The sequence below is a fragment of the Methylobacter svalbardensis genome, from assembly GCF_037671525.1.
In the GTDB taxonomy this organism is placed as follows: domain Bacteria; phylum Pseudomonadota; class Gammaproteobacteria; order Methylococcales; family Methylomonadaceae; genus Methylobacter_A; species Methylobacter_A svalbardensis.
Genome location: NZ_JAWPOH010000007.1, coordinates 21,694 through 43,713, shown reverse-complemented (window position 1 = coordinate 43,713; position 22,020 = coordinate 21,694). Strand labels below are relative to the sequence as shown.

Here is a 22,020-nt window from a genome sequence, read left to right as displayed (position 1 = left end):
CGGCTCAAGATGGGCCGTTTAGCTGGGATTATACAACACACACTCGTTTTTGATACGGGGGATACGACGGTTGGCGGTAAATTGGATTTTATAGATTCACCACGAAGACACGAAGGACGCGAAGTTTTTACTCAAGCCCCTCTGAAAGTATATTGATTTTTTAAAGATAAAACTATGAACTTCCGTTTACGACCAAAGTTGACGATGGATTTTAAAGTAACTTTATCTCCTCTTCCAATTCGCGTATTTTAAGAAACAACGGCTTAAGTAGTTCGTTGGCGTCTCCATAAAAAAGTTTCCCACTCCCCGTTACTTCAATATTTTTTCTTTGCTCTAAAGATGACAAACTGCGCTTTTGCTCATACTCAGACGCATGAGATTCTAAATACCTCCTAACTGCACTATTTCCCTGTTCTTTTATATATTCATATTCTATCCAGTATGGGCCAACACCTTTAGGATAGCGTTCAATATCTAAGACTGCACCAGATTCATACGCCATGATAATTAAACCAATATGATTTATCCTGTCACTATCACTATCACTATAACGAGAAAAAAAACCCATATTATTGTCTTCCTAATAAATAAATCCTCTAAAAATTTTATATTAGCATAAGGCATGTTTCTATTGCGGTTTTCTTAGCCAAGTAGGCCGGAATAAGACCATCCAAGCGCGTAGCGCGAGGTGGCGTTTCCGGCGGATTCGGGCGGTGTGTGCCGGAAACGCCCGTTTTCGCTATCGCTCAAACAGGTTTATTCCGGCCTACGGGGCTATGAATTTCAGCTTACACCCCATTGCTGTCATTGGAGCAGGCTAGGAACGGACTGTTAAACTACGCGGCTAATCACTCTTCTGCATCTTTGGTTGCCATGTCTTATTTGCCAAGCCGTGGTAGTTAGCCAGTGAACGGACAAGCTCTTCATCGCGACCAATGACAAATCGCTGGCAATGGTCAGTCAATCCTAGATTTATCTGACGAACTTGCTGAGCACTCGCGACCCTGTGCTCTAACCGCCCATTGTTACTGTACATCAAGAGGGCACAAGACGCGGTTAGCGGAAACACGACTAGGGCATCAGAGTTCCCAAAGCCAACTCCATAAAAGTTGCTCTTACGCGGTGCGACGGTGGTAAGCAACACGGGGGCATCGGTCGTAACGAATGACTTCTTGTCGTTGTTTCGGTGAGTCACGATCCAGTCACGCCTAGCCAAAATTGGCGCAACGGTAAAGGCCATTTCCATGGCCTTTCCGACAGCCCACTTGTGATCCGTGGTCACTTTATATGCGCCGCTATTAATGAAGTTAACCAGCCCCTGAGCCTCTTTTTCAAGCTCTTCTTCTGAGATTGGCGATCCTGTTTTACTGCGGATTCGATCTTTAACTTCTTCAACGTTGGCAAATCTTCTTTTCGCTATGTCGCTAATGAGTTCAGAGTTAAAACCCTTGAGTGAATCAACTATGTCCGGTGTTCGAAAGGCGGCAAGGGCGATGAAGATGGCTAGATCGGTTCGCTCGTCTGTACTAATCGGTTTCTTCGCAACGAGCTTCATGATGACTTGGTTAGCCTTTTTTTCAAAGCCGCAAAGCATCTCTTCAAGCTCGAAGCGCTGTCGACCTTCTGCATCTTTGAGCGTGTAAAAGTGGCCGATCACTCCTGTGTTTTTCGGTTGCTGGACACGAATACTGTTTGATTGTCGGTCATACACAGCGAGCATCCCGTTCTTGGTGAAGCCCTTCAAATAGAATTCCGGCAAGAAGTGCTGGCGTTTGGGACCAGTCAGTTTTGGATTGACAGATGGAGGCATTTGGGCGGTAGATTCAGGTATCGTCATATTATGGATTGGTGTTGTTTTTCATCCTAAGCGGGACGGGGTTTGCAACCCCGTCCCTAACGTTTCTGAGATGCCCGAGCTAAACGGTTACACTTAATCAACGCAAAATGTTTCGGACGGGGCAACATGCCCCGTCCGGCTGTTAGTTTAATAAAGATATGGATATATAAACTTTGGGTTTTCAAATTAATTAAACATAGCGTAGAGCGTTGCGAGATAATTTGTAACTAAATCATCGCCTTCGACTGGAGCCCATGGTGCTTGCTCTTCAGCTTTAAGTGGAACAAATGGCCCGGCTTTAGCTTCAAAGAACACGGTTCCATTTTTTAGTGCGAGTACCGTGTGAAAAGTACCGTAAGGAATGTCAACTCCAACAGTCTCACTATCTGCTTCTAATGTTAGCGTTTGCTCAACGTTACCTGTTGAGTCGAAAACTATTAAACCCAACTTACCAGAAAGGCAAATTATAGTTTCCCCTTTGTTTGGGTCGTTATGTTTGTGTGGCATAACATATGAATTCGGCTCTATAGCATTTAATAATCGGTGCGTTTGAGCTTCACTATTTTCGTGAAAATTGTGGTTCTTACGGCGGCGAGGCGACGCTATGGCCTCCATACTAAGCTTTTTGAGCAGTTGCTGATCGATGGGAGTAATCATACGTTTTTGATCCTATCTTCCCCTGTGGATTAATTAATGTTCCAAAAGAGGGGAGGGGATTGCAACCCCGTCCCTAACGTTTCTGAGATGCCTGAGCTAAACGGTTACACTTAACCAACGCCAAACATTTCGGACGGGGCAACATGCCCCGTCCGGCTGCGCCCCCATCGACAAGCCGGAAACACCTATTCGGTTTCGCTCAAGTGGGCTTCGGGGCCTACGGGGCAATCTTCGAACCCTGCACAGCCAACACACCTGAACGACCCTCTATTTCTGACATAGCCAGTTCATGGCAAGGCAATGTAGCGGTATCGAGGTCGGCGGCATAATCTTCCAGCGTACCGATGTCATCTTCGGCTTTTTGCCACAGTTGCAGCAGTTTTTCCATGACCGGTAGCAATTTCATGCCCTCCAGTTCCGCATGTAAGGTATACACATGACCTTCCGGGGCGGGCTTACGGCTGGCGGCGAAGACGGCTTCATGTACGTTCGCTTCGGTAATGCCGTTGCAGCCGAGCAGTTCGTCCAGCGTCGGCAGGGTGGTGGGAATTTGCGGGCATTGGAAAGTCTGGCCTTCCATATGAGGGATAAAGGGAGACTGGCCCCTACAGTCGCTGGCATAACGAAAACCGAGTTGCTGCTCCAGTTGTAACGTGTATTTGTTCAACTGCCAGCCGGCCGCACCATGCACTAAAGGCTTGCGCCCGAAAACGGCCTGAAATGAATCGATGGCTGCCTGCATTTCTTTTCGGGTCCACTCGGCATCTTGACTGGCGACAAAATCTTGCCAGCGGATGTGGTCATAGCAATGCACGCCCACTTCATGCCCGGCCTGTTCGGCTTGGCGCATGATGTCGCGACCCCGGCGACCGATATGCGGGCCGGGGAGCAAGGTGCCGTAAAGCAGGGTTTTCAGTCCGTAGTGGCTAAGCACCGAGGTGCGTTGAACCTTGCTGAAAAATCCGGGCCTGAATATCCGGCGCAGTGCCCGACCGGTATGGTCGGGGCCGAGGCTGAAAAGAAATGTGGCCTTCACGCCGTAGCGTTGATACAGGTTCAGCAATGCGGGTACGCCTTCCAGCGTGCCACGCAGGGTATCCACATCGACTTTCAGCGCTATTTTCATAAAGTCAGGTCTTGATCGATCAGGTCTCTCGCGGCGGCAACCTCATGACTGTAAACATCGAAAATATTGCGCAACGCATCTTCGACGCTGACCTCAGGCTTCCAGCCCAGATCGTCGATGGTATTGTCAATCCAGGGCACCCGGGTTTTAACGTCCTGATAACCTTTTCCATAATAATCAGTGGCGTTGGTATCGATGAGTTCGACTTTGGCCGCCAGTTCCTTATATTCGGGATGCTCTTTGGCGATTTTCAGCATCAGCTCGGCAAGTTCCCTGATTGACAAGTCATTGGCCGGGTTGCCGATATTGTAAATGCTGTCGGTGGCCTTGCCGTTTTCATTTTTGATGATACGTGTCAGCGCGTCAATACCATCGCTGACAAAGGTAAAGCTGCGACGTTGTTGCCCGCCGTCGACCAGTTTAATGGATTCGCCTCGGGCGATATGCCCCAAAAACTGGGTGACTACCCGCGAACTGCCTTCTTTGGGCGTGTGGATGCTGTCGAGACCGGGGCCGATCCAGTTGAAAGGTCTGAACAGGGTGTAATCAAGGCCTTGTTCCTGGCCGTAAGCACAGATAACCCGATCCAGTAATTGCTTGGAGCAGGAGTAAATCCAGCGTTGTTTGTTCATCGGGCCTAAGACCAGTTCGGACTCATAAGGATGGAATTCATCATCCTTGCACATGCCGTAAACTTCGGAGGTTGAAGGGAACAGCACGCGTTTTTTATATTTTACGCAGGCGCGGATAATCGGCAGGTTCGCCTCGAAATCCAGCTCGAATACCGCCAGCGGGTGAGTCACATAAGTAGCAGGCGTGGCGATCGCAACCAGCGGCAGAATCACGTCGCATTTTTTGATGTGATATTCCATCCATTCATGATTGATGGTGATATCGCCTTCAAAAAAATGGAAGCGTTCATGATCGCAGAATGATTCAACGCGGTTGGATTGCATGTCCATGCCGTAGACATGCCAATCGGTGGTTTCGAGTATGCGTTTTGACAGGTGATGGCCGATAAAGCCGTTGACACCCAGTATCAGTACGTTCATAAGTTCCTAGTTGGTTACATTAAAAATTTGTTAATCGTTTACGGTTGTAAGTAACAGCTCATCACCGGCTATGGCTCTAAAAGCAGCTTGGTCCAGTGAAATTCCGTCGCAGCAAAACTGTTCGATACGGAAACGCTTATTATCGGTGCAGTCGGCATAAAAATGGTCGTCAGCCCAATAGATGCAAACCTTGCCCGGGTTCAAAGCGGGTTCGCCGCGGTACTGACTGCCGAGCAGAAAAAACCGCTTGCCGTTGAAGTCGAAGAATGCGCCCGGATAAGGCGGCGCCACGGCCCTGACCAGATTATGGATCGTCCAGGCTGATTGCTGCCAATCGATACGACCATGTTCCGGCTTGCGGCCGCCGAAATAACTGCCCTGGGCAAGATCCAACGGCTTGGGTTCTATCTTGCCGGCCAGCAACCAAGGCAAACAGCGGTTCAGCAGCGTTTTTGCGGCCGGGGTAAGCTTTAAAAAAACAGCGTGCGCGGTATCGTTGGGCAAAATAGCGACGGCTTGCTGATCAATCAGCGAGCCGGCATCGGGTTTTTCCACCATTTGATGGAGACTGACGCCGGTTGTCGATTCGCCATGCAAAACCGCCCAGTTGACCGGCGCGCGGCCCCGGTATTTCGGCAACAGCGAACCGTGCAGATTATAAGCGCCTCGGGGCGGGATCGCCAGCAGCTCGGGGCTCAACATGTGCCGGTAATAAAAGGAAAAAAACCATTGCGGCTTAAGCTCGGCAATGTGTTTGATCAGTTCCGCCTGATTGGGATTGTCCGGCGTTATCACAGGAATTTGATGGCTGTTTGCCAGTTCGGCAACGCTGTCAAACCAGATGTTTTCCTCGGGATCATCCTGATGGGTGATCACCAGTTTAATCTCGAACCCGGCCTGCAGCAGGCATTCTATGCCGGTAACCCCAATGTTGTGATAGGCGAAAACGACGGCTGAGGGCTTCATCAGGTCTTATCGTCTGTTTTGGCATTATCCAGTACCGCCTTGACCAGATAACGGGGGCGCGAGCGGGTCTGGGAATAAATCCGCCCGATGTACTCGCCCAGCAGTCCGATACCGAACAGCAGGATGCCGATCAAGAAAAACACGATGGCGAACAGCGTAAAAACGCCTTCCGCTTCCGGTCCGACTGTCAGTCTGCGCCAGCCCAGATAAAATACAAACAGCAGCGAGAATATCGAAACGCCGATGCCGATCAACGAAAATGCCTGCAACGGGGCAATGGAAAATCCGGTCATCAAGTCGAAATTGAGATGGATCAGCTTGAACAGCGAATACTTCGACTCCCCGGCCGCACGCTCTTCGTGGTTAATAACGATTTCCGTAGGATTTCCGGCGTAAAGGTAAGCCAGCGCCGGTATAAAGGTATTGGTTTCGGTGGTGGCTAAAACCGCATCGATAATGTCGCGGTGATAAGCCCGCATCATGCAGCCCTGATCGGTAATGTGAATGTGGGTGATTTTTTCGCGCAAGCGATTCATCGCCAACGACGCCCAATGCCGCCAGCGGCTGTCTTTACGCTCCCTCCGGATAGTGCCGACATAATCAAAACCGGCATCCATTTGCAGCAGCAGATTGGGGATTTCTTCAGGGGGATTTTGCAGGTCGGCATCGAGGGTCAGGATGTAGTTGCCTCGGGCACGCTCGAAACCCGCGATCAGCGCCGCGTGTTGCCCGGCATTGGCGCGCAGCAACACGACGCGGGTGGTGTCGGGGAACAGCTGAAACTGTTTGCGCAGTAAGGCGGCCGAGTGGTCGCGGCTGCCGTCATCGACAAAAATGACTTCGTAGCGGTGCTTAAGTGTTTCCAGAACGGGATAAAGTCGTTCAAACAGCAACGGTAAAACCGCTTCCTCGTTATAGACGGGAATAACGATGGATACTTCCGGTATTTCAAAATTGTGCGTCATTATAAAATTAGGTGTGTGGTGTTAAATCGGTAAGTGCGTCGTAAATTATCGCTCGGAAGGGTACGCTGTGCGTACCTACATGGCTGCATTAATAAGAGCCATTCAATAATGAAATCACTGCCGAGCAGACCCGGTCAACGTCTTTTCCCTCCATGCCGGGAAATAGCGGCAGCGTCAAGGTTTGCTCGCCGATTCTTTCGGCATTGGGAAAATCACCGGGCTTATAGCCGTATTGACGATACAGCGAAAACAGATGCATAGCCGGGTAATGGATGCCCGCAGCGATGGCTTGCTGCTTGAGCGCTTCGAGAGCCTGGTTACGACTCAGGCCGATTTTTTCCCAATCGAGCAGGATACAGAACATATGCCAGCTGTGACCCTCCACATCGGCAGGCAGCACCAAGGCGTCATGTTTTGGCAGCTGCTGTAAATAACGCCGAGCCAGCGCCCGGCGTTTTAGGTTAAAGCCATCCAGTTTTTTCAATTGCACCAAACCCAGCGCCGCGCCCACATCCGGCATATTCATTTTGCCGCCCCAGGCGGTTACATCCATGCCGCCCTGCTCGTCTCTTTCGATGCCGTGAAAACGGATGGCTTCGATTTTCTTCAGCAAAACCGGGTCGCTGATCACCAGCGCGCCGCCTTCAATCGTGGTCATGTTCTTGTTGGGATGAAAACTGAAGCAGACCGGATTGCCTGCGCTGCCGATCCGGCGACCCTGATATTGTGTGCCGATAGCCTGAGCGGCGTCTTCAAGCACCAGCAGATTATGCAGTTCGGCCAGCTGATAAATGGCATCCATATCGACAGCGCGACCGGCAAAATGCACCGGGATAACGGCTTTGGTGTTGGGCGTGATTGCCGCTTCAACCGCAGCAGCATCGATATTGCGGGAGACCAGATCGACATCGACAAATTTGGGCGTTGCCCCGCAACGAACGATGACATTGGCGCTGGCCACAAAGCTCATCGCGGGTACGATCACTTCGTCGCCCGGCCCGATTCCGTAAGCCAGCAACACAGCCTCCAGCGCGCTGGTGCCCGAATTGAATACCCGAAGCTGGACATCGCCGCCGATATAATCGGCCAACGCGGCTTCAAAAGCGGCAACCTTGGGGCCGGTTGCCAGCCATCCGGATTGCAGGACTTCTTTAATGGCTTCAAACTCTTCGGCATCGAGCGTGGGTCGAGTGAATGGCAGCATCTTAACTCCTTGCTAAAATGTAAACGCCCAGCAGGACGATGCCCATCCCGATCATGCGGGCGGGATTCATGGTTTCGCCGAACAACTGCCAGGCGAAAAGCGCATTGACCACATAGCCCATGGACAGCATCGGATAGGCAATGCTGACGTCGACCCTGGACAACGCCAGTATCCAGACGATGACGCTGATGCCGTAACAACATAATCCGACCCAGAGAAAAGGCTCGGAGGCCAGTCTCAAAAACGCGGTAGCGGACGAGGAAAAATTCAGGCCGATGGCCCCCATTTCCCTGACACTGGCTTTGAGCGCCAGTTGTGCGACGGCATTCAACAGCACGCCGGTCAGGATAATGCTGAAACTAATGATATTCATCGACGGGCCACAGCGATATAACGGGGATTTTTAAAAATTAATTGCATCGGAATCTTTTGTTGTTGCCATAGTTCATAGGTCGTCTGGGTAAGTATGCTGACTGCCTGTTCTGAATTTAACCATAAAAGCAGAAAATCATCCTCATTCAGCCATTTTTGCGACTCCTGCTTAATCCCGAATTCCAGTTCGCCGGTAAAGTCGACCAGGTTGATGGTCCTGCCTAAATAATAAGGCAGGGATTGATCATAGCGATTAACGTCGTAAATTTCCACGATATCCTTGTTGTTGCCGAGGTAGGATTGAATCGTTGCGGCCATCGTTCTGCTGGAGCGTAAATGACTGATGCTTTGATAGCCCCAGGAAAGCATTTGTATGCCAAGCAGGGCGCAGAGCGCAAAAACAGAGATAGCCAGATTTTTTTGGTTTCTTAGCAGCAGCGTAGAAATGCCGGCAGCGCCGGTTAAAACGGCGGTTGCAATAATCCAGGGACGAAACAGTGCAAGGTGTGACGCTAATCGTCCAATCGTGGCGGTATTATCGGCATTCCAGATAAAGAAAATGATTATAACGAGTGCCAGTACTATCGCAACAATGCCGTCGGCAATAAAATGTTTGCGCCTGGACATATTCTCGCCGACTAACAACGCCAGCGCTGGAAACATCGGTAAAATATAGCCCGGTAACTTGGAATGGGAAATCGAGAAAAAGAAAAAAACAAAAACCGTATATACCCAAAATAATCGTGATACTTCAAATTTTCCGGCTTCAGTCCGCCAGGAAAAAGACGGTTTAATCAAGCCGTTTAAGGACGAGAACAGCCAGGGTATTGTCCCTATTGCAAATACGGCGAAGAAATACCAGTTGGATTTGGTGCGTCCGTGTACATCGCTGGTAAAACGCTCGAAATGTTCATGGATGAAAAAGAAATGGGGGAATTCAGGGTTCTCATAGCTGACAGCAATAAACCAGGGCGCGGCTATCAACAAATACAGCAGCAAACCTTTGCCCAGATGCAAATGACGCCACAACGCCCAGTCGCGCTGCCAAATGGTATACAGAACAACTGCGGCGCCGGGAAGCACCAGACCGATTAGCCCTTTGCTCAGCGTTGCTCCGGCGAGCGCCGCCCAGGCCAGCAGCATCCAGTTGCGTTCCTGTTTGGGCAGATGCCGTACTGATTGCGCCAGCGCCAGTGCGCCAACCGCGAGGATCAGCATTACGCTGACGCCCATATCCAGGCTGTTCGCGTGGCCCATCCCAACATAAAGCACCGTGCTGATTAAAAACAGGAAGGCGAAATAACCGGCACTACGTCCATAAAGTCGGCTGCCTACAAAACCAACCCATAAGGCGCCGATAAATCCGAGTCCTGAGCACCATACCCTGGCAGCCGCATTGGTTTCGCCCAATAAGGCCATGCTGATTGCGGAGCCCCAATACTGCAAAGGCGGTTTTTCAAAATACTTGAATCCGTTGAGGCGCGGTGTAATCCAGTTGCCGGAATTCAGCATCTCCCTGGCGATTTCGGCGTAGCGCCCTTCATCCGGTTCTATCAGGTCACGGTAACCCAGCAACAGAAACCAGATAAATCCGGCAACAACTATTACTATTCCATTTATCCGGCATTGATGCAAAGACACTGATGTCATGTTTTTGAAGATCCTTTAAAATTTCTGGTCTTGGCAAAATTCCGGCAATGATAATACAATTTGGCAGCCAAAACACATTTCATCAAAAAAAACAATTAAAAAATAGATGCAATCAATGTGTCGTTATTTGATTTTGGTGGAGGCTATAATTTTTTAAGGTAGGCGAAATGGTGGCTCAAGCACAATGAGCTACTTCTAATAGCGCTGTTTCGATAAAATAGTTCATAATTTACAGACTCAAGGGAGAAGCGAAAAGTCTTTCGACTTTTCTTCGCTGTACAACACACACGTTTTTGATTGGGAGAACACGCTTGGAAGCAACTTGGACTAAAGGCTATAACATGGGGCGGCGCAAGATAGTCACCGTTCTGGATAAAATGATTGCCTTGGATTTGTTAAGGACATTGCTGGCGGTTTGGTCGGTGATTGTCGTGATTATCGTCAGTCGGCAGTTTATCAGGATTCTTGATAAGGCCATTGAGGGGCAGGTATCCAATCAAACCCTGATGACTGTTTTGGGCTTGAAAACGATTATTGCCAGCGCGGCTTTTTTGCCTGCGGCCTTGTTTATGGCGGTGTTAATGGTACTGGGCAGAATGTACAGGGATCAAGAGATGTCGGCAGTGGCCTCGGCAGGGGGCGGTGCGGGAACGGTCTATCGAGCTATATTCTTGCTGGTTTTTCCTTTAACGGTGCTCTCAGTCGGCTTGTCATTCTACGTTGCACCCTGGGCGGAAGCCATGATGGAGGGGTTGATGCATCAGGATAAGGAATTCGCCGATCTTAGGGGTATTGCCGCCGGAAAGTTTAGTGAATATAGCCAGGGAGACCTGGTTTTTTACGTGGAAAATATCGATGCCGATAAAAAAATGCATCAGGTTTTTGTACAGCACCGGCAGGGAGATCGCCTGGCGATTATCAATGCGGAAACAGGTCGGTTGAAAGATTTGCCTGACGGACGCTATGTCATTCTGGAAAACGGTGAGCGCATCCAGGGACAACCGGGTGCGTTAAATTTTGCGCTTGAACAGTTCACTGAATATGCGGTCAGAATAGAGAATAAAGAATCCGTTGCTAGTTTTGGCAAGGAGTCGATTGGCAGTGATGCGTTAGTGGGTTCCGGCCAAATAGCCGATATTGCCGAATTGCAGCGCCGGCTGTCTATTCCTATGGGGATAATATTGCTGAGTTTTATTGCCGTGCCTTTGGCCCAAATGTCGCCTCGCGGAGGTGTATACGGGAATATGCTGGTTGGCTTTATGATTTATTTTAGCTATGGCAATCTTATTCGCGTCAGTCATAGCTGGGTAATCAATCAAACTATCCCCGCGTGGCTGGGTATTGTTGGCGTCAATACCTTATTGTTGTTGATAGGCGCGGTTTTGTTGGCAAGATTGTTTGGCTGGCAGTGGCTGCTGATGAAGCTTAGGGAGATCAATAAGTGAATGTATTAACAGGCTATATCGTCAGGGAAATAGTAAAGGGCTCTTTTATTGCCATTTTATTATTATTGACCTTATTTAATTTATTTACTTTTAGCGACCAGCTAAAGGACCTGGGCAAAGGGAGCTACGGCTTAACAGAGATTTTTTATTATCTTGCGCTGACCTCGCCGACCGTTTTTTATGAATTGATGCCTGCCTCGGCATTATTAGGCAGTCTGTTTATCTTGGGTGCGATGGGCAATAACCGCGAACTGATTGCGATGCAAGCGGCCGGCTTATCTGTTATGGGAATTATCAGAGCGGTGATGCTGGCCGGTGCTATTTTAGTCTTTATTGCGATATTGGTCGGTGAATTCATTGCACCGGTAACCGAACGGGCGGCACGGATATTGAAAGTTACCGCCCAGAATGAACAGGTTGTTATGGGAGGGGCATATGGACTGTGGCTGCGTGAGGGCAAAAAATTTATTAATGTACGCAAAATACAAGACGACGGAAGTCTAGCCGACATCAGTATTTATGAGCTGGACGATCAGCGCCATTTGAGGCAGTCGACTCATGCAGAGAAAGCCTCTTTTCAAGGCAATAAGCAGTGGAAATTAGAGCAAATCAAGCAATCGGATATTTCAATGCAGCAGATGACGGCAAGCAGTCAAAATGAGCAGCTATGGCAATCCTCTGTTGCCCCGGATTTGTTAAAAATTGTTGTGGTCAATCCGAATAATCTGTCCATGTATGATCTGGTTATGTACATTGGTTTTTTAAAGGACAATCATCAAAAATCGCATAGTTTTGAACTGGCTTTCTGGGGGCGGGTGGTGAATCCTCTGATTGTTTTTGTGATGTTGCTGGTGTCTGCGCCCTTTGTTATCGGCGTTAAACGCGGCATTAATGTAGGCGGAAGGATGATGATAGGCATTGTCATTGGCATGGGGTTTAATATCGTCGATAAAATAGTCGGGCATATCGGCTTGATTTATGAGATTAATCCGCCGTTAATGGCATTTGCTCCCAGTTTGGCTGTTTTGGTGGTGGCGTTATTTGCTTTGAAGCGGGTGCGAGGCTAATTCGACGCGGTGCACACGGCGTCAAGGGATGAAAATTAACTATACCTTGGATGCTTAAGCTTTCAGTTTTTGCACGTCATCAAGTCCATGTGGGGGGCGACTTTAGTCGCCCCCCACAATTTGCCGGGTGTTCAAATTATTTGGACTCCATTCCTAAAGTATGTCAATCGAGATTAGTGTGACCATTAGAAAATTTAACGATAAACAGCCTAAAATCGGCAAATCGGTGTTTATAGACGATAGTGCTGTGGTGATCGGCGACGTTACCTTGGGTGATGATGTCTCTATCTGGCCGACGACGGTGGTCAGAGGCGATGTTGAAGCTATCACTATCGGCGATGGCACCAATGTCCAGGACGGTTCGGTATTGCATGTATCGCATTTTGGCAAATTCACCGACAAAGGCCATCCTTTAACCATAGGAAAAGGCGTCACTATCGGGCATAGGGCGGTTGTTCATGCCTGCACTGTGGGCGATTATTGTCTGATCGGCATAGGGGCGATTATTATGGATGATGCCGTTCTTGAAGATTATGTGATGCTGGGTGCGGGTGCGTTGGTTCCGCCGGGGAAAAAACTGGAAAGCGGCTATCTTTATGTCGGCTCGCCCGCCAAACAGGTACGGCCATTAACAGAGACCGAAAAAGAGTTTCTGGAATACTCGTCTCAACATTACATTCATTTGAAAAATGAATATTTGAAGGGAAAAGATGAAGGGCGAAGGGCGAAGGGCGAAAAAAAGCTTGCATTGAGGTTTAAGGGCATTACAATTTTTAGCCTTTAGCCTTTAGCCTTTAGCCTTTAGCCTTTAGCCTTTAGCCTTTAGCCTTTAGCCTTTAGCCTTTAGCCTTTAGCCTTTAGCCTTTAGCCTTTAGCCTTTAGCCTTTAGCCTTTAGCCTTTAGCCTTTAGCTCAGCATTCAACAGCTCAATAACCGGCCGAGTCTTTGGACGAATGCCGCGCCAGATAAAAAAAGCCTCTGCAGCCTGTTCAACCAACATACCCAGACCATCCAGGCTTTTTGCCGCAAGGTTTTCCTGTCCCCAACGCACAAAAGCGGTTGGCTCGTTGCCGTAAGTGAGATCGTAACACACACCCTCTTTAGCCAGTAAACCGGTCGGCAGTGGCGGCATGCAACCGCTTAAACTGGCGGATGTTGCGTTTAAAATCAAGTCGAATTGCCGGTTTTTTAAGGCCTCAAAACCGCAGCCGGTGATTGAACCGCCGTTGTCAAATTCGGCGGCCAGCTTGACGGCTTTATCAACGGTACGGTTGGCGATAACAAGGGAGTGCGGGGTTTGTTCAAGAATCGGGGCTATGATGCCGCGACTGGCGCCGCCTGCGCCCAGAATCAATATGCGGCTGCCCGATAAGGCGATGCCATGATTGATGGTCAAGTCGGTTACCAGACCGATGCCGTCGGTGTTGTCGCCTAACAGAGAGCCGTCCGCCTGGAGTGCGAGCGTGTTGACGGCTTTGCTCAGTTGGGCGCGTTCGGTTTTATGGTCGGCGCAGTTCCAGGCGAGTTCTTTGAGCGGTACCGTGCAATTTAAGCCTTTGCCGCCTTCAGCAAAAAAGGTGGTAACGGCGCTCTGAAATTGTTCGGCAGCAATGTCTTGAGCCGTGTATTCGAGCGTTTGCCCGGTTTGTTCGGCAAAAAGCCGATGGATGCGCGGCGACTTGCTGTGTTTGATGGGGTGGCCAAATACGGCGTAGCGATCTATTAAAGTCATGATTGCGCTTTTCTCTCCATCCATAATTCCCACGCGATGGTGACTGCAACAATCAAGATGGCGATGCCCAACTCTACCCAGAGAAAGTGCGCCGTATAGACGGAAACCACGGCGGCAACGCCCAGGAACAGCCCGACCAGGCTAAAGCGCCAGCCTACGCGCAGGCCGTCCAGTATCGTCGAAAGCGACAAGATAAGCAGGATGATCAGCCCTGCATCTTCCTCGGCTATCCGGCCGGACTGATGGATTAAGAACGCCCCGCCAACCACCAGCAACGAGGTCGCCCAATGCATGGATTGTTCGCGGAGTATTATCTTGAAATCATCGCTACGGTGTTTGGATTGCAGCCAGCCGATAATGATCGCAAACAGACCGAACAGCAGCATCATAATCAGCCAGTAGCCATAGCCGTCGGCGGGGGAAAAGTCCATGATGCCGATGCCGACCAGCGACAGGATCAGCAGCAAAACCAAAATGGCTTCCTCAATATGAAATCTTCTTTTTTCGGTGATTAAAATATCTTCTGACATGAAATAGGCCCCGCTTTAATGTTAGATTAATAATTATGCGTTCGAATTACTCTTGTAGCCACTGGGCTGCAGATTTGGCGTAATAGGTCAGAATGGCATCGCTGCCGGCGCGTTTGAAGGCCATTAAGGATTCCAGTACGACGGCTTTTTCATCCAGCCAGCCGTTTAGGGCGGCGGCCTTGAGCATCGCATATTCGCCGCTGACCTGATAGGCGAACGTCGGTACGCCATAGTGGTCTTTCACCCGGCGGATAATATCCAGATAGGGCATTCCGGGCTTGATCATGACCATATCCGCGCCTTCTTGCAAATCCAATTGAATTTCGCGCAGGGCTTCATCGGAATTGGCCGGATCCATTTGATAGCTGAATTTGTTGCCTTTGCCTAATGTTCCGGCGGAACCGACCGCATCCCTGAACGGGCCGTAAAAGCTGGAGGCATATTTCGCAGAATAAGCGAGTATCAAGGTATTGATATGATTTTCCGCTTCCAGTGCTTGTCTTATCGCGCCGATGCGACCATCCATCATGTCCGACGGCGCCACAATATCGGCCCCGGCTTCAGCGTGGGAGAGCGCCTGCCGGGTCAATACAGCGATGGTTTCGTCATTCATCACGTAGCCGTCCGCATTGATCAGTCCATCCTGTCCGTGTGTGGTGAAGGGGTCTAGTGCGACATCGGTAATAATGCCCAATTCAGGAATGGTTTTTTTTAAGGCTCTTACGCTACGCTGAATCAGTCCGTCAGGATTATAGGCTTCGGCCGCCTGCTCCGATTTTTTATCGGCAGAGGTCACCGGAAACAGTGCGATCGCGGGAATACCCAGCTTATAAAGCTGATGCGCTTCTTCAACTAATAAGTCCAGGGATAGTCTTTCTACTCCGGGCATCGATGAGATGGATGCCCGTTGATTTGAGCCTTCGGTGACAAACATCGGGCAAATCAGGTCGTCGACAGACAGGCGGTTTTCGCGCATTAAACGACGGGAAAAATCGTTGTAACGCATTCTTCTCATGCGTGTTTGAGGGAAGTTGATGTTATTATATGTCATCTTATCTTTGGCTCTGAGGGTTTGGAAAGATCTTAAATTTCTGTAGAGACTCTAAGTACAAGAGATTTATTGTATCAGGGAAATTGCCACTCTGATATTTGAACAGTGAATGTATTCGTCAGTTTGATTTTTGAGGGTTTTATGCAAGCTAAGCAAGTTTCAATAGTGGGTTTACTCGTGGTATTACTCGGTTTAATGCCTGTCGCTAACGTTATCGCAGCTGACTTGTTGCCGCCGCAGCAGGCGATCAACGTAGCTTCGATGCAATTGCAGGAAAGGATGCAGGATAAGTCGTTTACCACCGATTTTGCCAAGATTACAGAATTCGTTAACAAGGCCATTTATCCGCATACCGATTTTGACAGGATTGCGGCATTAGTACTCGGAAAGCTCTGGAAAACCGCGACTAATGACGAACGTGAACGATTTAAACATGAATTCCAAACGCTGTTGGTAAGAACCTATTCCCGTGCTTTTGTGGAGTTTAAAGATTGGTCGGTTCGTTTCCTGCCTCTTGAAATGGAAGGTGATGCAACAAAAGTTATTGTAAAAACCGAGGTTTTGCAGCCCGGTATACAGCCTATCGGCGTCAATTACAGGATGCTGCTAAGCAAAGGCGAATGGAAAGCCTACGATATTATGATTGAAGGTGTGAGTCTGGTGACCAACTATCGCACCACCTTTACCAATGAAGTTCAAAGCAAAGGTTCATTAAACGCCGTTATTGCTAGCTTGGCTAAGCGTAATGCTGAAGCATTGGCGGTAAGATCTAAGGCAAATTCCTGATGCTTTAATGGGGCATTTGCCCTTCGTAAGGGCGACCGGTTGGTCGCCCTTATTCATTCTTTAAGTGTAGGTAACAAAAATGTTAAAAAACTTTTGAACGACTACTTAGTTATCTCTCCCGGTGTGATTTTCTTACTAAACTAATGAATTCCCTCAAAGACTCCATCTATGCCAGTCCCGTTGGCGAAGTCGGTGCTTTTAAGTTTGACGAAACAGTAGCCGGCGTTTTCCCTGATATGATCCAGCGATCCGTTCCCGGTTATAACGCCATTATTTCCGCGATAGGTCTTTTGGCTGGACGTTTTGCTCGCGAACATAGTGTTTGTTACGACCTGGGCTGCTCTTTGGGTGCGGCGACCTTATCGATGCGCCATCAGATTGAAGCTAAAGATTGCCGCATCATAGCTGTCGATAATTCTCCGGCGATGGTGACTGGCTTTCAGCAAGCATTGCAAAAAGATCAGGCCACGGTTGCAGTCGATGTCGTGTGTGCCGATATTCGAGAGCTTGCGATAGAAAATGCCTCGGTGGTTGTCTTAAACTTTACCTTGCAGTTTATTCCGCTTGAAGATCGGCTCGATTTTTTGCAAAAAATCTACCGGGGACTATTGCCCGGCGGCATATTAATCTTGTCGGAAAAACTCAAATTCGATGATGATAGGCAGCAGGAATTGCAGACGCAAATGCATCACGCCTTTAAAAAAGCGCAAGGTTACAGCGACCTGGAAATCAGCCAGAAACGCACCGCGTTGGAAAATGTGCTGATTGCTGAGACCTTTATTCAGCATCAAAACCGCTTGCTCCAAGTCGGATTCAGCAGTGCCGAAGTCTGGTTCCAATATTTCAATTTTGCCTCAATGATTGCCTTGAAATGATCGACTTCCAACCCTTATATAATGCGCTGATCGACGCCAAGGCCGAAGCCTGGGCAAAAATGCTGCCGCAACAGCTTGAACAGAGCCTTGATCAAAGCAAACATGGCAATTTAGCGCAGTGGCAGGCTTTAGTCGATAGCGTGCCGGTATTGCCTACCGCGCAACGGCTGCTGGATGCCGATGCGGTGCAAATAGGCAGTGCAGATGACCTGCCGAATGAGTATTGTGGGAGCGACTTTAGTCGCCCTGGGCGACTAAAGTCGCCCCTACAAAGCCAGTTAAAAGCCCTGCATCCCTGGCGTAAAGGTCCGTACAACTTGTTCGGCATTCACATCAACACCGAATGGCGATCAGACTGGAAGTGGGACAGGCTGAAAGACCATATCGCGCCGTTAGAGCATCGCTTGGTGCTGGATGTCGGTTGCGGCAACGGCTATCATTGCTGGCGCATGCTGGGAGCCGGAGCAAAAATGGTGGTCGGCATCGATCCCCTGCTGCTCAATGTAATGCAGTTTCATCTGGTTAGGAAATTGTATGGCGAAGCGCCGATCTACGTCTTGCCGATGGGCATAGAAGAACTGCCTTATGGCTTGAAGGCATTTGACACGGTATTTTCGATGGGCGTGCTCTACCATCGCCGTTCGCCTATCGATCATCTGATGGAATTAAGAGACTGCCTGAAACCCGGCGGTGAACTGGTATTGGAAACTTTGATTATCGACGGTGGATTAGGCCAAGTATTGTTGCCGGAAGACCGTTATGCCAGAATGCGCAACGTCTGGTTTCTACCCAGCTGCGACACCCTGATCAGTTGGTTAAAACGTTGCGGCTTTAAAAATATCCGTCTGGTCGATGTCACCGTAACCGGTATTGAAGAACAGCGAACTACAGAATGGATGACTTTTCATTCGCTGAAAGATTTTCTGGATGCCGATAATCCGCAACTGACGTGCGAAGGTTTGCCGGCTCCGAAACGAGCAATTGTTATTGCCAATGCGGCGTAGAATCAGAGCTGGAGTGCAGGCTTCGCCTGCCTCGCAAGCAGAGCTTGCACTCCCATCGTTTATTTAAAAGTCGTCTTCGGTCAGAATTAAGGATTGGTATTTCGGATTATCGCTAAATTGCCGCCGCAAGGTTTCTCGACCAACTTTTTCTATGTGCTGATGGAAGCTGGAAAAAGGATAATCAGCTAGATTGTTAGTGCAACCCTGTTTTACAGGATTGTTCAGCAAATAGTTAAGGTGAATTAAGTAATCTTTTTCATCACGCGGGCAATAATCCCAGTAATTCCACCACGCCGGCAAATTAGAGGGGTAAATTTTTCTGGTTAACTGCCCCGATTGATAATGTACTCGGCCTATGATTTTCGGTAAATCTTCATCTTTATGACTGAGCGCCATCAGATGGTAGTGGTTATTTAATACCACCCAATGTTCTAGCGTCCAGGAAAATTCAGTAAACGTTTGTTGCAATAAGGCGATCAACTGTTCTTTAAGTTGATTGTTTAATAGATGGCGTTTTTGATAAATACTGCCGGTTATAAAGTAACTGGTATTATCTAGCAGGAGGTGTGCTGGGCGATGTTGATAGCGTTTTAACATAGTCAGCTCCAAAAGATAATTAAGGTGCGAAGCGTGGTTGGAGTGCAGGCTTCGCCTGCCTTGCAAGCAAAGCTTGCACTCCGGGTTGCGGAACTAAAAAATCTCCAATACCCCCGACAAAAAAAACTCACTCACCAGCATTTGCCGATGCGAAATCGCGTAGACGGTTCTTCTTCCCCAGATTGGCTGGTCGATATAGCCTTCAGCTAGCGCGGGCGGCGTCCAGGTCGACGGGTTAATCAAGGCGACATCCATTTCGATGCGTTCCAGTTTGGGATAGGAAAAAATCACTTCCCCCAGCGGGCGACTGCCGAGATGAGCCAGGTTGTTTTTAGCCACTTTGATGGTTTTTGCCGGGATGATGGTTCTGGCTAAAATCAGCGGCTTGTCGTCGGCATGCAGTAAAACTTCACGGATCAGGCTGTACTTGCTGTCGTGCAATTTAAGCAGCCTGCGCTCGGTTAAAAACGGCGTATTCCATTGTTGCAGCAGAATTTTAACGCCAATCGCATCGCCGTAATAATCACGCAGACGCTGAGTCAGCGACCCCGGCTCATAGACCCATGATTGGACGTTTTCCGGCAGGGTGTGACGGGTGCCCGAGCGGTTTTCCAGCCATAAGGGTTCTCGGTTAAATAAAAAGCTTTTGCTAGGCATCGTAGTTTAAACCTCGGAATATTCGGTGGATGCGCCCAACCAGCGATCACACAAGGGTTGTATGGCCTGGGGCGAATGAGTAAAAAAACTGTCGCCGACCTGTTGGACAATATCCAGCACATCGGCATCTCTAGCTAAATCGGCAATCTTAAAATGCATTTGCCCTGTCTGCCTTGTACCCATGACTTCGCCGGGGCCGCGTAACTCCAGGTCTTTTTCGGCAATCACAAAGCCGTCGTTGCTGTCCCGTAAAACGCCTAGGCGATGGCGGGCAGTGTCGGACAACGGCGCTTGATACATTAGCAGGCAGTAACTGTCGTCATTGCCTCGACCGACCCGGCCGCGCAATTGATGCAGCTGCGACAAACCGAGGCGTTCCGGGTTTTCGATGATCATTAATCCGGCATTGGGTACGTCGACGCCGACTTCAATAACGGTCGTGGCGACCAGTAAATCAAGCTGGTGATTTTTAAAGGCCTGCATGACGGCATCTTTTTCGGCCGATTTCATGCGCCCGTGTATCAGTGCAATACGCACATTCGGCAAGGCTTCAGTCAGTCGCTCGGCGGTTTTTTCCGCCGCTTCGCATTGCAACACTTCGGACTCTTCAATCAGCGTGCAGACCCAGTAGACCTGTTTTTTTTTCTCGACCCAGCCGTGAATCCGGTCGATCACCTCGGCGCGTCGCTCGGCGGGAATCACGCTGGTGACGATCGGTTTTCTGCCCGGCGGTAGCTCATCGATAATGGATATGTCCAGATCGGAGTATTGCAGCATGGCCAGGGTGCGGGGAATCGGCGTGGCGGTCATCACTAATTGGTGCGGCCTGATACCGTCCTGTTGGCCTTTTTCCCTTAGCGCCAGCCGCTGGTGTACGCCGAAGCGGTGTTGCTCATCAATAATAATCAGGCCGAGGCGATGAAAGTTTACGCTGTCCTGAAACAAGGCATGAGTGCCGATGATGATTCCGGCGGTACCGTCTTCCAGCGCTTCTAAAACGGCTTTCCTGGCGTTGCCTTTGAGTTGCCCGGTTAAATACATTACCTGGGTCTGAAAGCCTTCAAACCAGATGCTGAAGTTGCGCTTATGCTGTTCGGCCAGTAACTCGGTCGGAGCCATCACCGCAACCTGATAGCCTGCCGTTAACGCCAGTAAAGCCGCGTAGGCGGAGACCACGGTTTTACCGGAGCCGACATCGCCCTGTACCAGACGCATCATCGGGTGTTGTGATCGGCAATCGGCTTCAATTTCCGCGATGACCCGTTGCTGCGCGCCGGTCAATTTAAACGGCAGGGAGCGGATAAAATGATCTGTGGCAATGTTATTGGATGAGGTGCCTGTCGCCTCTACAAGGAAAGAGGGCGCTTGCCAGGCTTTGGTTTTATTCCGGGTTATTCGGAGGCTTAAATAATGCGCCAGCAGTTCTTCAAAGGCCAAGCGTTTTAGCGCGGGTACGCTGCCGTTTTGCAAGGCTTCAATCGATACCGATTCGTCCGGTGCATGTAGGGTCCGGATCGCCTCGGCGAGGCTAGGATAATGATATTGCGTTAAGATTGACTCGGGTATCCAGTCGGTCAGCAGTTCGGGAAACTGCTTGCACAGGTCTAAAGCCTGTTTGACTGCCTTGCGGATGACATTCTGGCTGAGGCCTTCGGTCAGCGGATAAACGGGGGTCAAGCGCGTTTCCGTGATGCAGTCGTTTGGATCGACGATGACCTTGTATTCGGGATGAACCATTTCCAGTCCGGCATAGCCGTAGCGAACTTCGGCAAAACAACTGATCGCTGTGCCGGGTTTCAGCATGTTGTGCTGGCTGGCGCTAAAGTGGAAGAACTTCAGGTTGATAAAGCCGGTGCTGTCGCTGATTCGGCAGATCAGGCTTTTTCGGCCTCGGGGCAATACGTCGATAAACTCAACGGTGCCGCTGATCAATGCGGTCATGCCCGGCCTTAGCGAGCCGATCGGATAAATGCGGGTTCGATCTTCGTAACGCAGGGGCAGATGGAAAATCAAATCCTGAATAACGCAAAGGCCGAGTTTTTGCAATCGGTTTGCGGTTTGAGCGCCTATCCCTGCTAATGCTGAAACGGGTTGATTCAGGGTGTTCATATAACAACTCGGCAGTGAGAGATGTGGTATTGTCCACGAAAGGCACGAAAAACACGAAAAATCTTTATAGCTCAATAACTTCGACTGTTGTTGTCTCCAGAAGTTATGAAAGTATTCATTTTTAGGATAACACAAGAATAACCATGGAGAACACGGAGAACACGAAGGATTCAATCCATTGAATTAATGTAATTACTTTCTCCGTGTCTTTCGTGTTCTCTGTGGTGAATAATTTTTTTGCCTGATTTGGGTAATGCTTTTACAGTCTCTGGAGCTTGGGAGCCGGTGTATTCTTCATTTCTTTCGTGTATTTTGTGGACAATTTAAGGAATCTGCCT

General features: G+C 49.4%; 22 protein-coding genes. 6 read left to right on the top strand and 16 right to left on the bottom strand.

What is annotated here, in order from left to right; all coding sequences use genetic code 11:
* Positions 1-211 precede the first annotated feature (211 nt).
* From RW114_RS04565 to RW114_RS04520, 10 genes are all read right to left on the bottom strand, one after another.
* The gene (locus tag RW114_RS04565) at positions 212-568 is read right to left on the bottom strand and encodes a hypothetical protein (protein ID WP_340121532.1); all 357 of its coding nucleotides are present in this window, start codon (positions 566-568) and stop codon (positions 212-214) included.
* Positions 569-844: 276 nt separating this feature from the next.
* Positions 845-1,837, bottom strand: coding sequence for a DUF4238 domain-containing protein (locus tag RW114_RS04560; RefSeq protein ID WP_340121531.1), 993 nt, complete (start codon positions 1,835-1,837; stop codon positions 845-847).
* Between the two features lie 186 nt (positions 1,838-2,023).
* Positions 2,024-2,494 carry a WbuC family cupin fold metalloprotein gene (locus RW114_RS04555; RefSeq protein WP_340121530.1) on the bottom strand — a complete coding sequence of 157 codons (471 nt, stop codon included), beginning with the start codon at positions 2,492-2,494 and terminating at the stop codon, positions 2,024-2,026.
* 217 nt (positions 2,495-2,711) lie between these two features.
* Positions 2,712-3,620 carry a polysaccharide deacetylase family protein gene (locus RW114_RS04550; RefSeq protein ID WP_340121529.1) on the bottom strand — a complete coding sequence of 303 codons (909 nt, stop codon included), beginning with the start codon at positions 3,618-3,620 and terminating at the stop codon, positions 2,712-2,714.
* Entirely contained in the window at positions 3,617-4,672 is a 1,056-nt protein-coding gene (locus RW114_RS04545) for a bifunctional UDP-4-keto-pentose/UDP-xylose synthase (RefSeq protein WP_340121528.1), read from the bottom strand. The genes RW114_RS04550 and RW114_RS04545 overlap by 4 nt, the downstream gene beginning before the upstream one ends.
* Positions 4,673-4,702: 30 nt before the next feature.
* Entirely contained in the window at positions 4,703-5,638 is a 936-nt protein-coding gene (locus tag RW114_RS04540; protein ID WP_340121527.1) for a formyltransferase, read from the bottom strand.
* Positions 5,638-6,603 carry a glycosyltransferase gene (locus RW114_RS04535; RefSeq protein WP_340121526.1) on the bottom strand — a complete coding sequence of 322 codons (966 nt, stop codon included), beginning with the start codon at positions 6,601-6,603 and terminating at the stop codon, positions 5,638-5,640. Before RW114_RS04535 ends, RW114_RS04540 begins: the two co-directional genes overlap by 1 nt.
* An 88-nt stretch (positions 6,604-6,691) precedes the next feature.
* The gene (locus tag RW114_RS04530; protein ID WP_340121525.1) at positions 6,692-7,807 is read right to left on the bottom strand and encodes a DegT/DnrJ/EryC1/StrS family aminotransferase; all 1,116 of its coding nucleotides are present in this window, start codon (positions 7,805-7,807) and stop codon (positions 6,692-6,694) included.
* Position 7,808: 1 nt separating this feature from the next.
* Positions 7,809-8,180: an SMR family transporter gene (locus RW114_RS04525; protein WP_340121524.1), complete on the bottom strand. Its 372-nt coding sequence runs from the start codon at positions 8,178-8,180 to the stop codon at positions 7,809-7,811.
* Complete coding sequence (locus RW114_RS04520) at positions 8,177-9,829, bottom strand: phospholipid carrier-dependent glycosyltransferase (protein WP_340121523.1); 1,653 nt, start codon at positions 9,827-9,829, stop codon at positions 8,177-8,179. The genes RW114_RS04525 and RW114_RS04520 overlap by 4 nt, the downstream gene beginning before the upstream one ends.
* 377 nt (positions 9,830-10,206) lie before the next feature.
* Here RW114_RS04520 and lptF point away from each other — a divergent pair, with 377 nt between their 5' ends.
* The 3 genes from lptF to RW114_RS04505 all read left to right on the top strand — a co-directional run bounded on the left by lptF (position 10,207) and on the right by RW114_RS04505 (position 13,125).
* Positions 10,207-11,274 carry an LPS export ABC transporter permease LptF gene (gene lptF, locus RW114_RS04515; protein WP_340121598.1) on the top strand — a complete coding sequence of 356 codons (1,068 nt, stop codon included), beginning with the start codon at positions 10,207-10,209 and terminating at the stop codon, positions 11,272-11,274.
* The gene (lptG, locus tag RW114_RS04510; RefSeq protein WP_340121522.1) at positions 11,271-12,341 is read left to right on the top strand and encodes an LPS export ABC transporter permease LptG; all 1,071 of its coding nucleotides are present in this window, start codon (positions 11,271-11,273) and stop codon (positions 12,339-12,341) included. The genes lptF and lptG overlap by 4 nt, the downstream gene beginning before the upstream one ends.
* A 178-nt stretch (positions 12,342-12,519) precedes the next feature.
* Complete coding sequence (locus RW114_RS04505; RefSeq protein ID WP_340121521.1) at positions 12,520-13,125, top strand: gamma carbonic anhydrase family protein; 606 nt, start codon at positions 12,520-12,522, stop codon at positions 13,123-13,125.
* Between the two features lie 108 nt (positions 13,126-13,233).
* Here RW114_RS04505 and aroE read toward each other — a convergent pair whose 3' ends face one another.
* Genes aroE through hemB form a run of 3 tightly spaced genes read right to left on the bottom strand, consistent with a single transcriptional unit; the run spans position 13,234 to position 15,654 of the window.
* The gene (gene aroE, locus RW114_RS04500) at positions 13,234-14,073 is read right to left on the bottom strand and encodes a shikimate dehydrogenase (protein WP_340121520.1); all 840 of its coding nucleotides are present in this window, start codon (positions 14,071-14,073) and stop codon (positions 13,234-13,236) included.
* On the bottom strand, positions 14,070-14,603 hold the full coding sequence (locus RW114_RS04495; RefSeq protein WP_340121519.1) for a hypothetical protein: 534 nt from the start codon (positions 14,601-14,603) through the stop codon (positions 14,070-14,072). Before RW114_RS04495 ends, aroE begins: the two co-directional genes overlap by 4 nt.
* Before the next feature lie 46 nt (positions 14,604-14,649).
* A complete protein-coding gene (gene hemB / locus RW114_RS04490; RefSeq protein WP_340121518.1) occupies positions 14,650-15,654 on the bottom strand; it encodes a porphobilinogen synthase in 1,005 nt (334 codons plus the stop codon).
* 141 nt (positions 15,655-15,795) lie between these two features.
* Here hemB and RW114_RS04485 point away from each other — a divergent pair, with 141 nt between their 5' ends.
* The 3 genes from RW114_RS04485 (at position 15,796) to cmoB (ending at position 18,319) form a co-directional block, all read left to right on the top strand.
* Positions 15,796-16,440 (top strand): MlaC/ttg2D family ABC transporter substrate-binding protein, encoded by a 645-nt coding sequence (locus RW114_RS04485; RefSeq protein WP_340121517.1) that lies wholly within the window; start codon positions 15,796-15,798, stop codon positions 16,438-16,440.
* Between the two features lie 143 nt (positions 16,441-16,583).
* Complete coding sequence (cmoA, locus tag RW114_RS04480; RefSeq protein ID WP_340121516.1) at positions 16,584-17,315, top strand: carboxy-S-adenosyl-L-methionine synthase CmoA; 732 nt, start codon at positions 16,584-16,586, stop codon at positions 17,313-17,315.
* Complete coding sequence (cmoB, locus tag RW114_RS04475; protein ID WP_340121515.1) at positions 17,312-18,319, top strand: tRNA 5-methoxyuridine(34)/uridine 5-oxyacetic acid(34) synthase CmoB; 1,008 nt, start codon at positions 17,312-17,314, stop codon at positions 18,317-18,319. Before cmoA ends, cmoB begins: the two co-directional genes overlap by 4 nt.
* A 63-nt stretch (positions 18,320-18,382) precedes the next feature.
* Here the strand turns inward: cmoB and RW114_RS04470 are convergent, their stop codons facing one another.
* From RW114_RS04470 to recG, 3 genes are all read right to left on the bottom strand, one after another.
* The gene (locus RW114_RS04470) at positions 18,383-18,916 is read right to left on the bottom strand and encodes an REP-associated tyrosine transposase (protein ID WP_340121514.1); all 534 of its coding nucleotides are present in this window, start codon (positions 18,914-18,916) and stop codon (positions 18,383-18,385) included.
* 93 nt (positions 18,917-19,009) lie between these two features.
* Positions 19,010-19,573, bottom strand: coding sequence for a chorismate--pyruvate lyase family protein (locus tag RW114_RS04465; RefSeq protein WP_340121513.1), 564 nt, complete (start codon positions 19,571-19,573; stop codon positions 19,010-19,012).
* A 6-nt stretch (positions 19,574-19,579) separates the two neighbouring features.
* Positions 19,580-21,682: an ATP-dependent DNA helicase RecG gene (recG, locus tag RW114_RS04460; protein WP_340121512.1), complete on the bottom strand. Its 2,103-nt coding sequence runs from the start codon at positions 21,680-21,682 to the stop codon at positions 19,580-19,582.
* Positions 21,683-22,020 lie beyond the last annotated feature (338 nt).

Coding starts and splice junctions, on each gene's coding strand:
- RW114_RS04545 (WP_340121528.1), bottom strand. CDS start 4,672: ATGAACGTACTGATACTGGGTGTCAACGGCTTTATCGGCCATCACCTG.
- RW114_RS04465 (WP_340121513.1), bottom strand. CDS start 19,573: ATGCCTAGCAAAAGCTTTTTATTTAACCGAGAACCCTTATGGCTGGAA.
- lptF (WP_340121598.1), top strand. CDS start 10,207: ATGATTGCCTTGGATTTGTTAAGGACATTGCTGGCGGTTTGGTCGGTG.
- RW114_RS04540 (WP_340121527.1), bottom strand. CDS start 5,638: ATGAAGCCCTCAGCCGTCGTTTTCGCCTATCACAACATTGGGGTTACC.
- cmoB (WP_340121515.1), top strand. CDS start 17,312: ATGATCGACTTCCAACCCTTATATAATGCGCTGATCGACGCCAAGGCC.
- cmoA (WP_340121516.1), top strand. CDS start 16,584: ATGAATTCCCTCAAAGACTCCATCTATGCCAGTCCCGTTGGCGAAGTC.
- recG (WP_340121512.1), bottom strand. CDS start 21,682: ATGAACACCCTGAATCAACCCGTTTCAGCATTAGCAGGGATAGGCGCT.
- RW114_RS04560 (WP_340121531.1), bottom strand. CDS start 1,837: ATGACGATACCTGAATCTACCGCCCAAATGCCTCCATCTGTCAATCCA.
- RW114_RS04530 (WP_340121525.1), bottom strand. CDS start 7,807: ATGCTGCCATTCACTCGACCCACGCTCGATGCCGAAGAGTTTGAAGCC.
- RW114_RS04470 (WP_340121514.1), bottom strand. CDS start 18,916: ATGTTAAAACGCTATCAACATCGCCCAGCACACCTCCTGCTAGATAAT.
- aroE (WP_340121520.1), bottom strand. CDS start 14,073: ATGACTTTAATAGATCGCTACGCCGTATTTGGCCACCCCATCAAACAC.
- RW114_RS04495 (WP_340121519.1), bottom strand. CDS start 14,603: ATGTCAGAAGATATTTTAATCACCGAAAAAAGAAGATTTCATATTGAG.
- RW114_RS04550 (WP_340121529.1), bottom strand. CDS start 3,620: ATGAAAATAGCGCTGAAAGTCGATGTGGATACCCTGCGTGGCACGCTG.
- RW114_RS04555 (WP_340121530.1), bottom strand. CDS start 2,494: ATGATTACTCCCATCGATCAGCAACTGCTCAAAAAGCTTAGTATGGAG.
- RW114_RS04520 (WP_340121523.1), bottom strand. CDS start 9,829: ATGACATCAGTGTCTTTGCATCAATGCCGGATAAATGGAATAGTAATA.
- RW114_RS04565 (WP_340121532.1), bottom strand. CDS start 568: ATGGGTTTTTTTTCTCGTTATAGTGATAGTGATAGTGACAGGATAAAT.
- RW114_RS04485 (WP_340121517.1), top strand. CDS start 15,796: ATGCAAGCTAAGCAAGTTTCAATAGTGGGTTTACTCGTGGTATTACTC.
- RW114_RS04525 (WP_340121524.1), bottom strand. CDS start 8,180: ATGAATATCATTAGTTTCAGCATTATCCTGACCGGCGTGCTGTTGAAT.
- RW114_RS04535 (WP_340121526.1), bottom strand. CDS start 6,603: ATGACGCACAATTTTGAAATACCGGAAGTATCCATCGTTATTCCCGTC.
- hemB (WP_340121518.1), bottom strand. CDS start 15,654: ATGACATATAATAACATCAACTTCCCTCAAACACGCATGAGAAGAATG.